This window comes from Chryseobacterium sp. AC405b, from assembly GCF_979258685.1.
On the sequence record NZ_OZ409877.1, the window covers coordinates 2,222,893 to 2,240,626 of the forward strand.

A 17,734-nucleotide genomic window follows, 5' to 3' on the forward strand; every position below is an offset into this window, starting at 1 on the left:
GTGGCTTTTTACTTTCAGTTAAAATTTGGTCACGAGTTTCAATTCTGCTATTTTTACTTCCGAGTCATCAGTAATAAAATATGCTTCGATTAATACTTAAATTCATACCAACGGTAAGTTTTAACAATGAATAAAATTTTAATTTTAACTATATTTTTCATTCAGATATTTGTGAATGCACAATTTTCAGACCGAAATTTATCCTCAGAAAAATGGCAGTTCAAAAATGCAAAAGAAAATTCCTGGCTGGTCGCCACGGTTCCCGGAACGGTTCATTTAGATTTGATGAATCATCACCTTATTCCTGATCCTTACAAAGATGAGAACGAGAAAAAAGTGCAGTGGGTTGAAAATGAAGACTGGGATTATCAAACAAACTTTGAAGTCTCATCAAAAGAACTGGAAAACCGTAATGCTGAATTGGTTTTTCACGGATTGGATACGTTTTCCGAAATTTATCTGAACGGAAAACTACTGAAGAAAACCGATAATATGTTCAGAACATGGAAAATTCCCGTAAAAAATGATTTAAAAATCGGAAGAAATATTTTACAGATTAAATTTAAATCTTCGGTAAATATCGGAAAAGATTTAGCCAAAAAAGTTCCGTTCACAATGCCGGAATCTCCGCGAAGTTTTGTGAGAAAAGCGCAATATCAGTTCGGTTGGGATTGGGAACCGAGATTGGTTACCGCAGGGATATGGAAAGAAGTAAAGCTGAATTTTTGGAATCATGCTAACATTGAGAATATAAAAATTGAGCAGAAAAATGTAACCAGACAAAAAGCAGAACTTACTATTCATGCAGATATTTTTGCTGAGCAAAGCGGGAAATACAGTTTTTTGATCAATCATGAAAATCGTGAAATTTCTTTACAAAATGGTCTAAATAAAGTCTCAATTCCTTACAAGATTAACAACCCAAAACTTTGGCAGCCCAACGGATGGGGTGAACCGAATGTATATGATTTAAAAATTTCGCTTAAAAAAAATTCAAAAATTTTATCCGATAAAACAGAAAGAATAGGTTTAAGAACCATAGAATTAATTCAGGAGAAAGACGAAAAAGGAAAATCTTTTTACTTTAAAGTTAACGGAAACCCGATGTATGCAAAAGGCACCAACTGGATTCCGTCTGACAGTTTTACACCGAGAATTACCAAAGAAAAATACCAGAAACTCATTAGAGACTGCAAAGATGCCAACATGAATATGATTCGTGTCTGGGGCGGAGGAATTTATGAAGATGATGAATTTTACAAAGCCTGTGATGAAAACGGTATTCTGGTATGGCAGGATTTTATGTTTGCCGGAAGTTTTTATCCGTCAGATGAAGATTTTTTAAACAATGTAAAAGAAGAAGTAAAAGATCAGATTAACCGGCTCCAAAATCATCCGTCAATTGCTTTGTGGTGCGGAAATAATGAAATAGATGAAGCCATCGTCAATTGGGGTTATCAGAAGCAGTTCAAATATTCAAAAGAAGATTCTCTTCAGGTCTGGAAAGATTACAAAATAGTTTTCCATGAGGTCATTCCGAATGCTTTGAAAGAAAATGTAACCTCAGAAAAAAACATCTATTGGGCAAGCTCACCATCGATCGGTTGGGGACATAAAGAAAGTTTAACCGAAGGTGATTCTCATTACTGGGGAGTTTGGTGGGGCGAATTTCCTTTTGAAATATATAACGAAAAAGTTCCAAGATTTGCTTCAGAGTACGGTTTTCAGGGAATACCGGGTTTAGAAACTGTGAAATCAATGTTTGCAGGAAAGCCTGATTTAAGCTTAGAAAATCCGACCATCAAAGCACACGAAAAAAATGCGAGAGGCTTTCATATCATCAATGAATATATGAAACGGGATTATGTAGTTCCGAAAGATTTTGTAAAATATAATTACGTTTCTCAACTGCTGCAGGCTCGTGGAATGCAGATCGCGATTGAAGCGCACCGACGTGCAAAACCGTACAATATGGGAACTTTGTATTGGCAGCTGAATGATTGCTGGCCGGTAATTTCTTGGTCATCAATCGATTATTTTGGAAACTGGAAAGCATTGCATTATCAGGTGAAAAGAAGTTTTGAACAACAGGTGATTGTAACTGAAGAAAAAGATGGTGTTTTAAATTTCTATGGAATTAATGATGATTTGAAAAAGTTTGAAGATGTTTTTGTAGAAATTGAAGTTGTGAAATTTGACGGAAAGATTGAGAATGAAATTGTAACCGTCTCGAATGGAAAAACTTTAGACGGAATTGTAAAATTTGACCCGATTGAAATTGAAAATTTAGTTTCGAATTTAGATAAAAATAAACTCTTTTTAAAATTAACTTTGAAAGATAAAGATGAAAAAATCATTGCTGACAGCAACTATTTCTTCGTAAAACCAAAAGATTTAAAGCTTTCAAAACCCCACATCACCATCCAAAAAATATCATCAACAGAAATTGAAATTTCAACAGATGTTTTGGCAAAAGACGTTTATTTGATGGGCGACACGCATTTTAGTGATAATTTCTTTGACCTTTTACCAAATACCTCCAAAAAAATTAAGTTGTCAAAACCTTTAAAAAATATTGAAGTGATGAGTCTTTGGGATACGATGAATTAGTATCTTAAATCTTCAAAGTTTTGAAAATCTTAAAGATTTGACTATTCACTAAAAAAGATTTGTATTTCTTAGCTGAGTGGAACGCCTTTGCGAACGAAAAATCTTCTCAATACAATAAATAAAAACTTTGCGATCCTTGCTATAAAAATTTAGCTTCACTAAAATATTGCAGTTCTCTTCAGAAAAATTTAATTTTACATTTTAATTTTCCCTTTGCAATACGCCCAGATTATTTTACCGTTAAATCTTAAAGGAACTTTCACATACAAAGTTCCCGAAGAACTTGCTTCCAAAATTGAAAACGGAATGCGTGTACTCGTGCCATTTGGAGGGAAGAAAATATACACCGGAATTGTTTTTGAACTTCATGATGTGGCTCCGGAAAATTTTGTGGCTAAAGAAGTGATCAGTATTTTAGATGATTATCCGATTGTACCTTCCGAGCAAATCAATTTCTGGAATTGGCTTTCAAACTATTATCTCTGCAACCTGGGTGAAATTTATCGCTTTGCATTTCCGTCTTCTCTGAAATTGGAAAGTGAAACGTATCTTAAACTAAAACCCAATGCCACGATTGAATTTGAAAATCTCGATGTCAACGAAATGTATCTTATTCAGGCTCTGGAAGTTCGTCAGTTGATTAATTTAACTGATATTGAAGCATTTATCCCTAAAAAAGAAATTATCAAAACCATCAACTCCTTGATTGATCTCCAATACATTGAAATTGATGAAAAAGTAGCCGAAAAATACAAAGCCAAGGAAGTTGCTTATGTAAAAGTGAAAGATGAAGTTTTGAAAAATCGAAATCTCACCGAAATTCTTTTACAACTCAACAGGGCCAAAAAGCAGAAAGAACTTTTCCTGAATATTATTGAAAAGCAAACCGAAAATCCTGATTTGCACATCAGGAAATCAGCATTGTTTGAGGATGGATATTTTGGGAGTTCGCATTTTAAAGCTTTGGCAGATAAAAATCTGGTAGAAGAGTATTATCTTCAAAAAGACAGAATTGAAAGCTATGAAGGCGAGATTGAAGACATAGAAGAGCTTTCAGAAGCTCAGAAAGAAGCAAAAACAGAAATTGATGAAGCATTTGAGGAAAAGAAAAATGTTCTTCTTCATGGGGTAACTTCTTCAGGGAAAACCCATATTTATTTAGAGAAAATTGAAGAATGTATCAATGAAGGAAGAAATGTTTTGTTTTTGCTTCCGGAAATTTCTTTAACAAAACAGATAACGCAAAGATTAGAAAAAAAATACGGTCGGCAACTTGGTTTTTATCACCAGAAACTCACTGATTTTGAAAAAGTTGAGGTTTGGAGAAAAATTAAAAACAACGATATTAAAATTCTGATTGCGACAAGAAATGCCTTATTTCTTCCTTATCAGAATTTAGGATTAATCATTGTTGATGAAGAGCACGATTCGGCTTACAGACCTCGTGAAGTTTCGCCTTTTTTCAATGCAAGAGATTCGGCAATGATGTTGGCGGGTTTTTATGACGCGAGAGTTATTTTAGGTTCGGCAACGCCTTCTGTTGAGAGTTATTATTTAGCCAGAAAAGAAAAGCTGCATTATATTTTCTTAGATGAGAGATTCGGGAAGGTGAAATTACCGGAATTTGAACTGATTAATTTTAAAGAAGCTCAGGATTCTAAAAAGGTTTCAGGGAATTTTTCTCTTCAGTTGTTAGATGAAATCAAGAAAACTCTAGATGAGAAAAATCAGGCAATAATTCTCCATAACCGCCGAGGTTACGCCAATGTAATCGAATGTGAAACGTGTGGCTATGTAAATTATTGTTCGAATTGTGATGTGGTAATGACCTATCATAAAGCCGCCAACGAAATGAAATGCCATTATTGCGGTCAAAGAGCTTCAAAACCAAGAGCCTGCCCGAAATGTCATTCTGAAAATCTGAATGAAAGGGGAGTTGGAGTAGAGCAGATTCACGAGGAAATCTCAAAAGTATTTCCAGAAAATGAAGTCGACAGAATGGATGTCGATTCTATGCGGAAAAAATTTGCCTACGAAAAATTATATGAGAAAATAGAAGATAGGGAAACCGATATTGTGGTGGGAACTCAGATGATTTCCAAAGGTTTAGATTTTGATCACATCGAGTTGGTAGCAATTCCGAAAGCAGATTCTATGCTGTATGTACAAGATTTCAGAGCGGAAGAACGTGCCTATCAATTGATCACGCAGGTTTCAGGTAGGGCGGGAAGAGCTTCAGGAAACGGAAAAATCTTAATTCAGACTTACAATCCGGATCATTCTGTTTTTCAGTTGATTAAAATAAACAATATCACTAAAATTTATAAATATTTTCTCACTGAAAGACAGAAATTTCATTATCCGCCTTTTACAAAATTAATTATGATCGAACTGAAGCATATTAAAGACGATAAAGTCAATCGTGCTTCCCAGTTTTTAGGTTCGGTTTTAAGAAAATATCTTCCTGAAGATTGTATTCTCGGTCCGGAAAGATCTCAGATTGCGAGGCTTAACAATTTATATCAGTTTCAGATCTTACTGAAGCTTCCGCGAGGGAAAAACTATGAGAAATTTAAAAGTCTTGTATTATTAAGTTTAAAAGAATTTGACGAAATCACTGCGTATCAAAGCATTAAAAAAGAGGTTTTTGTGGATTTTTAACAATTTTTAACAAACTTTATGTGGTTTTTGTATACTTTTCTGCACCGCATTCTAACAATAATATCTACATTTGAACGTTTATTAGGTGTTTGGATAAAAATAAGCGGTTTAACTTATCATATTTTATGCCATCCAAACTATAACAAAAAGAAAAATTGATGATAAATTACAGAAAGTATATTTCGGGTATTACGGTTTTAGCGACAGGGTTTTTACTTGCTCAATCTACCGTAGCTACAGTTCTTTATTCTCCGAATTTTGACACTCAGAAAAGTAAATTAAACTTACCTTCTCCCGCAGCGGCGATTGAAAAAGTTTTTTTGTCTCCAAAGGAACTTGTAGATGTAAGCCTAAACACGATGATGACAGACCCTGTGCTGAAAAATGCAACATGGGGATTTGTAATCTTTGATCCTAAAACGAAGAAAGTAATCTCTTCTTACAATGAAAATACTCCTCTTGTTCCTGCTTCAACTACGAAATTATTAACTACAGAAACAGCTTTGCATCTGTTGGGAGAAAATTATCGATGGATGACTCAGCTTGAATATTCCGGGGAAATTGACGAAAATGGAGTTTTAAATGGAAATCTTTATATTGTAGGAAGCGGCGACCCGTCTTTGGGAACCAACAAAGCTGGAGCCTGGTCTTACAAAGAAATTGTTTCAGACTTCGTAAGCGGAATGTCTCGTGAGGGAATCAAAAAGGTAAATGGTGATATTATCATTCAGACAGCGCTTTTCAAAGGTAACATTTCGAGACTTCCGGAAAATGTTGTGTGGTTAGAAAACAATAATTATTATCTTCCGGTGGGTACAACTCGTGAGATCAATCCGGCAAACGAAAAACTGATCGTTAAAAAAGGAAACAATGTAGCTTCAGATAAAAAATATTTTTACGTTTCGCCCTATGCTAATCAAATGGTATATGCTGAAAAGTATGATGGAGACGGAATTTTAACAACCAAACTTCCCGATGCTCCTGCATTTTTGGCAAATAGCTTCAGAGCAACTTTAGTAAAAAGCGGAGTAGGTGTAACCGGAAAAGTAACTCCGAAAACGACAGATGCAGCTCCTGAAGTGAGAAAAATGATTTCTGCATACAAATCTCCAACGCTTTCAGATATTATTTATTATACCAATCAACGAAGTGATAATGCCTTAGCAGAAGCTTTGTTAAAGACAGTTGGTTTCCAGAAAATGGGTGACCAGACTTCAGAATCGGGAAAAATTGTAGTAAACGAACATTTGAAAGAAGTTGCTTTTGATGTAGAAGGTTTAAATTATATGGATGGTAGCGGATTGTCCAGAAGCAATAAAGTAACTCCAATTTCTCAGGTGAAATATCTAACGTCTTTGATGAACCAGAAATATTATAAAACCTATTTTGATTCTTTACCGATTGCAGGACAAACAGGAACTTTAAAGAAAATGTTCATCGGAGAAGGAAACGGACAGATTTTTGCAAAAACCGGAACATTAAACAAAGTAAAAGCGTTAACAGGTTATATGAAAACCAATACAGGGCGAACTTTAGTATTTTCTATACTTGTAAACAACTATTCGGGATCTGTAGATATGGTGAAAAGCAGAATTGAAAAAATTCTTCAGCCGGCTTTAGATTTATAAAATTAACAATACAATTGATATATAAACCTTTTAGTCTCAGATTGAAAGGTTTTTTTTATCTTTATTACCTAATTTATTGAGAATGAAAAAAAATTATTTTTTATGTTTAATCCTTTTGGCAATACAATCTGCATTTGCTCAGGAAAACCTTGAAATGAAAGGCTTAATGGCAAAGGAGATGAAATCTTTTACTGCTAAAATGAATGCCGGAAATACCAATCCCAATACTCTAAACTACGATCTTCAGTATCAGAGAATGGATGTTTCTTTAAATCCTGCAGTGGCTCAAATTTCTGGTTCTGTGACTTCCCACTTCAAACCGAACCAGGCAATGAGCAGCATTTATTTTGATTTAACCAATCAATTGACTGTTTCTCAGGTAACTTTTCATGGTCAGCCTTTGGTTTTTCAGCAATTGGCTACTAAAGAATTGAAAATAGATTTCACTTCTTCGCTCCCTGCTAACGTTTTAGACTCATTGACCATACAATACAACGGAAATCCACCCACCAATAACAATGCATTTTTTATCAATACGCAAGGCGGAAATTCTGTTCTTTCAACACTAAACGAACCTTACGGCGCACAAGATTGGTTTCCGACAAAGCAAAGTTTAAATGATAAAATCGAAAGATTTGATATTAAAATAACCACTCCGTCACAATATAGTGTAGCATCCAACGGAAAATTAATGAGTGAAACCATCTTAGGAAACGGTCAGAAATTAACATTTTGGAGAACAAATTATCCTACAACGGCCTATTTAGTAGCACTTTCAATCACCAATTTTGTTAAACTAAATGACACCATAGGAAATCCGCCCTTTCCTTTTGTAAATTATATTTATCCTTCCACTTCTACCAATACAACAAGTATGGCAAATATAGAATGGACGAAAACAGTGATGGGTACTTTTGAAACATTCTTCGGACCTTATCCTTTCAGAAACGAAAAGTATGGACATATGGAATTTACTGCTGGTGGAGGAATGGAACATCAAACGATGTCATCGATGGGAGCATGGAGCAAACAATTAATCGCTCACGAGCTTGCCCATCAATGGTTTGGTGATAAGGTAACCTGTGGAGCATGGAATGATATTTGGCTCAATGAAGGTTTTGCAACTTTCGGGGAACATGTTGCTTATGAGAAATTATTGATGACAAATGCCGCTTTTTTAAATTATCTATTAGGTGAAAAAAATTATATAACGAGTGCTGCAGGTGGAAGTGTTTATGTTGCAGATGCCAATTTAGGAAGTGTAGGTACTATTTTCAGCGGCAGACTTTCATATTCTAAAGGTGGTTATGTGGTAAGAATGATCAAATGGATTTTAGGAGAAACCGTTTTTTACCAGGCTTTAAAAGATTACCATGCAAGACCAAATTTAGCTTACAATTATGTAAGCACTGCAGACCTGAATGCATCTTTACTTCTATCAACCGGAAAAGATTTTACAGGCTTTTTCAATGATTGGATTTACGGTCAGGGTTACCCGACTTACGATATCCGATGGAAACAAAGTGGAAATCAAATTATTTTCAGAGCAGGGCAAACGCAAAGTCATGCTTCAGTAGGATTTTTTGATATGCCTTTGCCGATTAAAGTTAATGGTACGGGAGGTCAGGTTGCATATTTTGCTTTAAATAATACCACAAACAACCAATACTTCACAGAGAATGTTGGGTTCCCTGTTGCCAGTGTAGAATTCAATTATGAGTATCAGATTTTAGAGAAAAACTCAACGGTCGCACAAGATAATACTTTAAGCACTTCGGATATTGAGCTGGATCAGTTTACAATTTATCCAAACCCTGCAAAAGATGAATTATTTATATCAGGTTTAAAAAAGCAGACAGAATATACAATTTACACCGCAGACGGAAGATTGGCAAAAAAAGGAACTACCGACAAGAAAATTGATATTTCTTCAATAGATAAAGGGATTTACTTTATAAAAATTCTGGAAGCTAGATTAAAATTTATTAAAGAGTAGGTTTTTATGATCTAGTGTTGATCTCTAATCTTCGAATTAATTTCAATAAAAATGCATTCTTTAAAGCCTTTTTATTAAATTAGCGAACCTAAAAAATTATTATAATGATCTCTGAAAAATATCTGGAAAATCTACAGAACGAACTAAAAAATATTGAGAACGACGGTCTTTTTAAAAAAGAAAGAATCATCACCTCACAACAAAGTGCAGAAATTGAAGCCAACGGAAAAAAACTTTTAAACTTCTGTGCCAACAATTATCTGGGACTTTCAAACCATCCCGAAGTGATGAAAGCTTCACAGGATATGATAGAATCTCATGGTTATGGGATGTCTTCGGTTCGTTTTATCTGTGGAACTCAGGATATTCACAAGCAGTTGGAAGAAAAAATTGCTCAGTTTTTAGGTCTTGAAGATACCATTTTATATGCAGCTTGTTTTGATGCGAATGGCGGTGTTTTCGAGCCATTATTTACCGAAGAAGATGCGATTATTTCAGATGAGCTGAATCATGCTTCGATCATCGACGGTGTACGTCTTTGTAAAGCAGCGAGATACCGTTATAAGAATAATAATATGGCAGATCTTGAAGCGCAGCTGATTGCAGCTTCAGAAAAAAATCACCGTTTCAAAATCATCGTTACAGACGGAGTTTTCTCAATGGACGGAATTGTTGCAGACTTGAAAGGAGTTTGCGATTTAGCCGACAAGTACAATGCTTTGGTAATGGTTGATGATTCTCACGCCACTGGTTTTATCGGTAAAACAGGTCGTGGAACTCACGAAGCCAATGAAGTGATGGGTAGAGTAGATATTATTACTTCAACGTTAGGAAAAGCTTTAGGTGGTGCTTTAGGCGGATTTACTTCTGGTAAAAAAGAAATCATTGATATGCTGAGACAACGTTCTCGTCCTTATTTATTTTCAAATTCATTGGCTCCGGGAATTGTGGGTGCTGCTTTGAAAGTTTTGGAGATGATTTCTGACGATACTTCGCTTCGTGACCAGGTCATGGAAAATGCAGAATATTTCAGGAAAGAAATGAAAGCTAAAGGTTTTGATATTCCTGAAGGCGATGCTGCAATTGTTCCTGTGATGTTGTACGACGCAAAACTGGCGCAGAAAATGGCTGAAAATCTGATGGACGAAGGAATATATGTCATCGGGTTCTTCTATCCTGTTGTGCCAAAAGAAAAAGCGAGAATAAGAGTGCAGCTTTCTGCAGCTCATACCAGAGAACATTTGGATAAAGCCATTGCAGCTTTTGAAAAAGTAGGAAAAGAATTAGGAGTGATTTCGTAGAGTATCATCAAAAAAATAAAAAGTTCTACTATGGTAGATCAAACAGAATTTCTATATATATGGAAATTCTGTTTTTTTTAAAATCCTTACTTTATGCTTTTAAGAAATATAAAATGCTGATGTAAGAATCAATAAAATTTCTTTTCACAATTAAATACTCCAAATTTTACCGTTGGTTTCCAAAAAATATTCAATTAATTTTTGATTTCGCATTTCTAACGGGTTTTTAATAAAAAATTCACTGGCAAAATCGTTATCTTTGCACACAAATTTTTAAGATGCTGTATACCATCATCAAGGCGTTGCATATTATTTTTATGGTCAGTTATTTTGCGGGAATTTTTTATCTCGTAAGAATTTTTGTGTACTATAAAGATACAGATGCTTTTGCCGAGGAGAAAAAGAAAATACTCAGAGAACAATACATTTTCATGGCAAGAAGATTATGGAATATCATCACCGTTCCGGCAGGAGTTATTATGACAGTCTGCGGTTTAATCATGATTTTTCTTAATTCAGCATTAATGAAAATGCCCTGGTTTCATTTAAAATTAACTTTTTTAGTAGGTTTGGCATTCTTTCATTATTGGGCCTGGAAAAAATTAAATTTAATTAAAAAGCTGGACGGCGAAACTTTGCAGACTTCAAATGTGAAGCTGAGACAAATCAACGAAATAGCGACTTTCATTTTATTTTTAGTTGTATTTACCGTGATTTTAAAATCTTCCGTTATTGAATATTGGTGGCAATTAATCACCGGATTTTTCCTTTTGGTATTTTTGATTATGATGACTGTGAAACTGGTGAATAAGAATAAGAAAAATAAATAAAGTTATAAGTTATGAATGATGAGTTATTAGTTGATAAGTTGACGAATAACTTGAACTCATAACCTAAAACTCATAATTAATAACTAAAAAACATGATTGCAATTTTTAAAAAAGAGCTTTGGAGTTATTTCGGGAACTGGAGTGCGTGGGTAATCATTGCTGCTTTCAGTCTGATAACGACTTTGTTCCTGTTTTTTTTCGAGAACGAGTCTAATATTTTCGACATCGGTTTGGCTTCTTTACAAAGCTATTTCGTTTTGGTGCCTTGGTTATTGATGTTCATCATTCCCGCTTTGTCGATGAAAACTTTTGCGGAAGAGCAGCAGACCGGAACCTTAAACTGGTTGTTTTCTCAGCCGCTGAAAGTTTCAGAATTGGTTTTCGGGAAGTTCTTATCTGTTTGGGTAGTCGGAATTTTATGTCTGATTCCTTCACTGATTTATCTGTACACCGTTTATGTTTTAGGCGTTCCGGAAGGAAATATTGATTTGGGAATGACGTTCGGAAGTTATTTCGGATTAATAGTGTTGATTGCAGCATTTTCCGGAGTGGGAATTTTAGCATCATCACTTTCTCAAAACCAAATCATGGCTTATCTGCTAGGAGTTTTTATGGGCTTCATCATGTATTTCGGAATTGAACAGTTGGCGAGTTATAAATTATTGGGCGGAGCAGATTTTATCCTTCAGAATATCGGTTTTTACCATCACTTTATGGGCTTCACAAGAGGCTTGATTGATTTTAAAGATGTTGCCTATTTTGTATTCGTCATCGGTCTTACCTTAGCGTTGTCCAATCATTTTATTAATAAAAAGAAGTAAAAACATGAAGAAGATATCCCTTACATCTCCATTCGGAATTTTACTGTTTGTAGTTTTACCTTTAAGCATCATTTTGATGTTTTCAGGAATTCGGTTGGATTTAACCAAAGAGAAAAGATACACCCTCTCAGAAAGTACGATCAAAGTTTTAGAATCGATCAAAAAACCAGTGACGGTAGATGTTTATCTGGAAGGAGATTTTCCGGCAAGCTTTAAGCAGCTGCAGAGCGAAACAAAATTTATGCTCGAAGAATTCAGAAAGATCAATCCTAAAATCGATTTTAAATTCATCGATCCCATCAAAACCAAAATGTCTCAGGACACTTTGATGGCGATGGGAATGCAACCTTCCATTCTTCCGGACATAAAGGATGGGAAAGTTTCGCAAATCACTTTGTTTCCTTACGCAGTAGTAAAGCAAGGTCAGAACGGAGCTTCGATTCCTTTGGTAGTACAGCAGGCAAATATTAATGCAGATGAACAATTAAGAAAATCGATTGAAAATTTAGAATACAATCTGGTTTCCAATATCAAAGCCGTTGCGACCAAACAAAGAAAAAAAGTCGGAATTTTGGTCAATCAGGACGAGTTGAGACCTGAAGAATTTCAGGGTTTTATGAATCTGGCTTTAGAAAGTTATGATGCAGGACCAATTATTCCGAAAAATAATGTGGAACTGACTTTAGCAGATTTACCTTTATTAAAGCAAATGAGTGCTTTGGTTATTGCAAAACCGAGAAAAGCATTTACAGACGGTGAAAAAGTTATACTAGATCAGTACATCATGAACGGTGGAAAAACGCTTTGGATGATTGATGCCGTGAATGCCGAAATGGATACTTTGACGAGATCTAAAAAAGTAATGCCTTTCCCTGTTGATATCAACATGACCGATTTCTTTTTTAATTATGGTTTAAGAATCAATCCTGCTTTGGTGAAAGATGTAAAGAAATTTGCTCTTCTTAAATTGGTGACCGGTGAAGTAGGAGGGAATCCTCAATATACGAGTCTTCCATGGCCTTATTTCCCATTGGGAATTGCTGAAAACAACAATCCGATTACTAAAAATATCAATCCGGTAAAATTTGAATTTCCTACTTCCATCGATACTTTAGGCGGAAAGAAATTTAAAACCCATGTTCTGTTTGAGTCAAGCGAAAAAACTTTATTGAAACAGGTTCCGAATTATGTGGAACTGAGCGAAATTGCCAGTGTCGACAGCCTCGGACAAATGGAAAAACCAAGCACACCAAAGATTTTTGCAGTTGCTCTGGAAGGTAAATTTTCGTCTGCTTATGCTTCAAGAATTCAAAGACAGTCTTATCCGGGTTTTAAGGCAATAAGTCCTGAAAACAAAATGATCGTAATTGCAGACGGTGATATCGGGAGAAATAAAGTGATGAAAGGTGAACCGCTTCCTTTAGGTGTTGATATGCTAACTGATGAACAGTTCGGTAACGAACAGTTTCTTAGAAATGCCTTAGATTATCTTCTCGATGACAGCAACCTGATGGAACTCAGAAATCGAAACATAGAAGAACGTCTTCTCGACCGACATAGAATCAGTGAAGAAAAAACAAACTGGCAATGGTTTAATTTGTTGCTTCCTTTAGCGATTATCGGACTTTTAGGAGGTCTATTCTTCTGGCTAAGAAAGAAGAAATTTGGATAAAATATGAAAAGAGAAACTGCGAGGTTTCTCTTTTTTTGTTTGATTACTTTAAAATAAATTTTAAAAATATTTATGTGTTTTTTGATTTTAGATCAATGTTATTTTTTGATCTGCATTAATTTGATTTCTTAATATGTAAAATATGATTGTTGAATGGGCGATGGTGATGACAAGATAGCTAATGCTACAATGATGAATAAAAATAAAATTCAAAATCGTAAAATTGCATTCTTGTTCTATGTTAGTTTTTTTGTATGCGTAAGCTATTGAGCATGATATTTTATTTCCAGACATAGTTATCAGACCAAGTGTAAAAATCTTTAATCTTTTGGCTGTTATCTTCGTGATATTTGGTAACATCTTCTGTTTTTTTGGGCAGAAATATTATATAGGCAAACGTTTCTGTCAATTTTTTCTTTTCCATTTCTATAAAGTAAGGAGCAACAAATTCCCAATAAAATCCTTTTTGTCCTTTTTTTATTTCATTCATCGATCTGCATATTGGGTCAAATTTGTCAATAAATTTCTGTACTTCCGTTTTATCTTTGTTTTTATCATCGAAATCCAGTGCTGCCGACATCGATAGCAACATATCTGTCGAAGAAAAGTTATTGGCAATTTTTTTCTCACCTGCTGCCAAATCTACGGTTGAAGGATCAATGTTTAAGTTGATTGATTTGTCATCATTCTGAGTTATTCCCTCCATCATCAGATCAAGGATAGAGTTTAAATTACCTTGGGCACGTTGAGATTTGTTGTCTAAAACTAAATATCTGGACGATGCCAAAATAGAAGGAATTCTCTTTTCTCTGTTCAGTGCAGCCAAAGCATTCCAAGAACCCGGATGGTTTGGTTTAAGTTTTACAGAATTTTGAAATGATTCTAAAGCTTTTTCGATCTGTTTTGCATTAACTAAAGAAATCGCTTTATTAAAGTGAAGCTGGTAATAATCCGGATATTTTTTTAAACCCTGATCATAGATTTTTAGCGCTATTTCCGATTTTTTTTGATGATCTAAAGAGTTGGCGTAGGTAACGTATGTGTTTTTGATATCTTCATTAGGATAAAGGCTGATGATGTATTTGCTCACTTCAATCGCCTCATCATATTTTTTTGAAGATTCCAGCGTCATTGCTTTTTCTGAAAGTGCAATGAGATTGTCTTTGTCCAGAGTGAGTGCTTCGTCATATCTTATGAGAGCTTCATCGTATTTGCCTTCGTCATGAAGTGCGACTCCTTCGTGCACTTTAATTGTTGCCGCATTTTTGTTTTGCGAAATTCCTAAAATCGGAAAAAAGATCAGTAACCAGAGATTTTTCATTTTTATTAGTTTTTTAGATTGATGCAAAGGTAATTCTTTAATTAAAAAGATAAAGCATAATAGCCGTGTCGCTGATGTATAAAATTAATACAGTTATCATTAGAAGGCAGAAGTCTTTTCATTTTTTCTGAATCAACTGTATTCTGATGCAACTTATATAATTTCCAAATATAAAAAAAAGCGTACTTTAAAATCAATTACATAAGATAAAGACTTTAATGAATTTATTGTTCTGTCCTAAGTTGGGAAGGTCAATCTATTTCGAAAAACAAATATTCCTTTTAAAAATATTTTTTCATTTTCTTATCCTATGATAATGATTGAAATCATAAATTTTTCCGAGGTTTGCATAGTCAAATAATAAAACGGTATTTTTGCTTTTTAGTAAAGTAATACTTAATCAATAACAATATTAAATTTTAAAAAATGAAAAAAATCAGTGTAATCGCTTTAGCAGGAATGGGTTTGCTTTTGGCATCTTGTGGAGATAAAAAGGCAGAAACTGTAGCAGCAGGACAAGAACAGACTGTAGCTCAAAAACAGGGATCTGTATTTGCAGTAGATGCAGCAGCTTCTAAAGTAAACTGGAAAGCTTTCCATAAAGGAGGTATGGCTCCACGTTGGGGAACTCTTGCAATCACTTCAGGTGAATTATCTGTTGATAACAGCCAATTGACTTCAGGTGAATTTGTGATCGATATGAAATCGATCAAAGTAGATCCTGCTTCTGTAACTGAAAAGGATAAAAAATATACAGATCTTGAAGGTCACTTGAAGAATGAAGATTTCTTTAACGTTGAAAAATTTCCTACAGCTGATTTTAAAATCACTAAAGTTGAAGATCTTGCTGCTGCAGGAACAGACGCTGTACCGGGTGCCAACAAAACGGTAAGCGGAAACCTTACTTTATTAGGAAAAACAATGAATGTTTCTTTCCCTGCAAAAGTAGATGTTGTTGATAAATCTGCAAATGTTGCGGCTAAATTTACAGTAAACCGTGCTGACTGGGGAATTAAATTCGGAACTTCTGAAGCTGACCCTGCAGAATGGATGATTAGTAAAGATATCGAAATCGCTATCGACGTGAAAGCTGCTCAGAAATAATCAGCTTATAAAAATACATAAGAAAAACATCTGCCTCGGCGGATGTTTTTTTGTTTTGAATCTGAAACTTATATTGTTCTTAAAAAGATCTTCAGAAAATGATAATAAAAGAGAAACCAGAGTCTCTCTTATTTTTATTAAAATATTTTTCTACCACGGACTGATTCCTATTTCATCTTCGATATCATTGCTGAAAAACTGTCCTGTTGGTGCGTTTTCATCCGTTAAAGTATGTTTGACGATAAAATCAGCAGCGCTTTCCACAGAACCAGGACCGCTGTGATGATTGAAATCTGTAGCGGTGTAACCGGGATCAATAACATTTACTTTGAAAGGTAAATCTTTTAATTCGTAGGCTAAAACGATGGTATAAGCGTTTAAAGCAGATTTTGAAGGACCGTAAGCCGCAGTTTTCACCTGATAATATTTCCAGTTGGGATCGCTGTGTAAGGTTTGTGAGCCTAATCCTGAAGTAATATTGCTGATTCTCGGACTTTCAGATTTTTTAAGCAAATCTAAAAATGCCTGGGTAACGCTGATCACTCCAAAAAAATTGGTTTCAAAAACATTCTTAATGTCATCCACAGAAGCTTCTGCTGCCGTTTGAGGATTTACTCCAAGAATTCCTGCATTGTTGATCAGGATATCCAGTTTTCCCTGTTCGCTTTCCACAATATTTTTTGCTGACGAAATTGATTCCGGATTGGTAACATCAATCTCAATCGCTTTGATGTTTTGAAATCCCTGTCCGGAAAGATCTTCTACGATGGCTTCACCTTTTGCGAGATCACGGCTTCCTAAATAAACGAATAATCCTTTTTGTGAAAGTTGTTTTGCGGTTTCAAGCCCAATACTTCTGTTGGCTCCTGTAATTAATACTGTATTCATTTTTTTGTTTTTTTAATTTGAACAGTACAAAGTTGCCTTGTTTCAGAATAATATCATTTGCCATTTGGCAAAAAGCATTTTTTATGATTAAAAGATTTAAATTAAACAGCGAATCTATAAACTTCCAGCCTCGAGCATCAAATTTCAGCCTCTACAAACTGATATTCTTCCTGATTCGGCTTAAAGAAGATTGGGTAATTCCCAAATAAGATGCAATAAAGGACAGCGGAATACGGTTGACCACATTCGGATAAATTTCCAGAAACTTCAGATAGCGTGTTTTGGCATCTTCAGAAACCAGAGGACTTCTTCTCTCCACTTTCTGCATCAGAGCTCTGGAGATGATTTTGTGAACAATAGCATCCCAACCCACAATGGTTTGTAGGAGTTCGAGCCAGTCTTTTCTTTGAAAAACAATAAGCTTACAGTCTGTAACGGCTTGCACATAGGCTATTGAGGGAAGTTCATTGTCGAAACTTTCGAGGTCTACAACAAGATTATTCTCTTCAATAAAATATTTGGTGATTTCTTCTCCTTTATTATCGTAATAGCAAACCCGCAGAATTCCGTCTGTAATGAAGCCAACTTGTTTTGCAATTTTTCCTGCCTCAGAAAAATACCCATCTTTTGAAATGGTAATTTCTGTCGCTTTACTTTTGATAAAATCTATTTGTTGCTGGTTGAGATTTCCAAATCTTAGAATATAATCAAATAATTCTTTCATGGGTACAATTTAGGTAAAGCAATTTTTGTGGAATTTGCCATTTGGTAAAAAATAACAGTTATGATTGTTTTGAAATTATTTAGTTTTAATTTTATTTTTCTTAGTGAAAAGTAGTTTTGCTTTCCTGTAAATAAAAACAGGAAGTTTAAAAAAAAATAATTCCAATAAGATTTCTGCA

12 protein-coding genes are annotated in these 17,734 nt (G+C 34.7%); 9 read left to right on the plus strand and 3 right to left on the minus strand.

What is annotated here, in order from left to right:
• Positions 1-126: 126 nt before the first annotated feature.
• The 8 genes from ACZZZA_RS10765 to gldG all read left to right on the plus strand — a co-directional run bounded on the left by ACZZZA_RS10765 (position 127) and on the right by gldG (position 13,519).
• Positions 127-2,610, plus strand: coding sequence for a beta-mannosidase (locus tag ACZZZA_RS10765; RefSeq protein ID WP_463431637.1), 2,484 nt, complete (start codon positions 127-129; stop codon positions 2,608-2,610).
• Between the two features lie 213 nt (positions 2,611-2,823).
• On the plus strand, positions 2,824-5,271 hold the full coding sequence (gene priA, locus ACZZZA_RS10770; protein ID WP_463431639.1) for a replication restart helicase PriA: 2,448 nt from the start codon (positions 2,824-2,826) through the stop codon (positions 5,269-5,271).
• 158 nt (positions 5,272-5,429) lie between these two features.
• Positions 5,430-6,899, plus strand: coding sequence for a D-alanyl-D-alanine carboxypeptidase/D-alanyl-D-alanine endopeptidase (dacB, locus tag ACZZZA_RS10775; RefSeq protein ID WP_463431641.1), 1,470 nt, complete (start codon positions 5,430-5,432; stop codon positions 6,897-6,899).
• A gap of 82 nt (positions 6,900-6,981) precedes the next feature.
• Complete coding sequence (locus ACZZZA_RS10780; protein WP_463431643.1) at positions 6,982-8,895, plus strand: M1 family aminopeptidase; 1,914 nt, start codon at positions 6,982-6,984, stop codon at positions 8,893-8,895.
• 104 nt (positions 8,896-8,999) lie between these two features.
• Positions 9,000-10,196 carry a glycine C-acetyltransferase gene (gene kbl, locus ACZZZA_RS10785; RefSeq protein ID WP_463431645.1) on the plus strand — a complete coding sequence of 399 codons (1,197 nt, stop codon included), beginning with the start codon at positions 9,000-9,002 and terminating at the stop codon, positions 10,194-10,196.
• Between the two features lie 278 nt (positions 10,197-10,474).
• Positions 10,475-11,026, plus strand: a complete 552-nt coding sequence (locus ACZZZA_RS10790; RefSeq protein ID WP_463431647.1) for a CopD family protein — start codon at positions 10,475-10,477, stop codon at positions 11,024-11,026.
• A 92-nt stretch (positions 11,027-11,118) separates the two neighbouring features.
• The gene (locus ACZZZA_RS10795; RefSeq protein ID WP_463431649.1) at positions 11,119-11,847 is read left to right on the plus strand and encodes an ABC transporter permease; all 729 of its coding nucleotides are present in this window, start codon (positions 11,119-11,121) and stop codon (positions 11,845-11,847) included.
• 4 nt (positions 11,848-11,851) lie between these two features.
• Positions 11,852-13,519: a gliding motility-associated ABC transporter substrate-binding protein GldG gene (gene gldG / locus ACZZZA_RS10800; protein WP_463431651.1), complete on the plus strand. Its 1,668-nt coding sequence runs from the start codon at positions 11,852-11,854 to the stop codon at positions 13,517-13,519.
• Between the two features lie 280 nt (positions 13,520-13,799).
• Here gldG and ACZZZA_RS10805 read toward each other — a convergent pair whose 3' ends face one another.
• Positions 13,800-14,840 carry a tetratricopeptide repeat protein gene (locus ACZZZA_RS10805; RefSeq protein WP_463431653.1) on the minus strand — a complete coding sequence of 347 codons (1,041 nt, stop codon included), beginning with the start codon at positions 14,838-14,840 and terminating at the stop codon, positions 13,800-13,802.
• Between the two features lie 426 nt (positions 14,841-15,266).
• On the opposite strand from ACZZZA_RS10805, the gene ACZZZA_RS10810 reads away from it, so the two are divergent.
• Positions 15,267-15,944: a YceI family protein gene (locus ACZZZA_RS10810; RefSeq protein ID WP_463431655.1), complete on the plus strand. Its 678-nt coding sequence runs from the start codon at positions 15,267-15,269 to the stop codon at positions 15,942-15,944.
• Between the two features lie 150 nt (positions 15,945-16,094).
• On the opposite strand, the gene ACZZZA_RS10815 is transcribed toward ACZZZA_RS10810, so the two are convergent.
• Together ACZZZA_RS10815 and ACZZZA_RS10820 are read right to left on the minus strand one after the other, a co-directional pair.
• A complete protein-coding gene (locus ACZZZA_RS10815) occupies positions 16,095-16,832 on the minus strand; it encodes an SDR family NAD(P)-dependent oxidoreductase (protein ID WP_463431657.1) in 738 nt (245 codons plus the stop codon).
• A 151-nt stretch (positions 16,833-16,983) separates the two neighbouring features.
• A complete protein-coding gene (locus ACZZZA_RS10820; RefSeq protein ID WP_463431658.1) occupies positions 16,984-17,556 on the minus strand; it encodes a Crp/Fnr family transcriptional regulator in 573 nt (190 codons plus the stop codon).
• Positions 17,557-17,734 lie beyond the last annotated feature (178 nt).

Coding starts and splice junctions, on each gene's coding strand:
- ACZZZA_RS10765 (WP_463431637.1), top strand. CDS start 127: ATGAATAAAATTTTAATTTTAACTATATTTTTCATTCAGATATTTGTG.
- dacB (WP_463431641.1), top strand. CDS start 5,430: ATGATAAATTACAGAAAGTATATTTCGGGTATTACGGTTTTAGCGACA.
- ACZZZA_RS10780 (WP_463431643.1), top strand. CDS start 6,982: ATGAAAAAAAATTATTTTTTATGTTTAATCCTTTTGGCAATACAATCT.
- kbl (WP_463431645.1), top strand. CDS start 9,000: ATGATCTCTGAAAAATATCTGGAAAATCTACAGAACGAACTAAAAAAT.
- ACZZZA_RS10790 (WP_463431647.1), top strand. CDS start 10,475: ATGCTGTATACCATCATCAAGGCGTTGCATATTATTTTTATGGTCAGT.
- ACZZZA_RS10795 (WP_463431649.1), top strand. CDS start 11,119: ATGATTGCAATTTTTAAAAAAGAGCTTTGGAGTTATTTCGGGAACTGG.
- gldG (WP_463431651.1), top strand. CDS start 11,852: ATGAAGAAGATATCCCTTACATCTCCATTCGGAATTTTACTGTTTGTA.
- ACZZZA_RS10805 (WP_463431653.1), bottom strand. CDS start 14,840: ATGAAAAATCTCTGGTTACTGATCTTTTTTCCGATTTTAGGAATTTCG.
- ACZZZA_RS10810 (WP_463431655.1), top strand. CDS start 15,267: ATGAAAAAAATCAGTGTAATCGCTTTAGCAGGAATGGGTTTGCTTTTG.
- ACZZZA_RS10815 (WP_463431657.1), bottom strand. CDS start 16,832: ATGAATACAGTATTAATTACAGGAGCCAACAGAAGTATTGGGCTTGAA.
- ACZZZA_RS10820 (WP_463431658.1), bottom strand. CDS start 17,556: ATGAAAGAATTATTTGATTATATTCTAAGATTTGGAAATCTCAACCAG.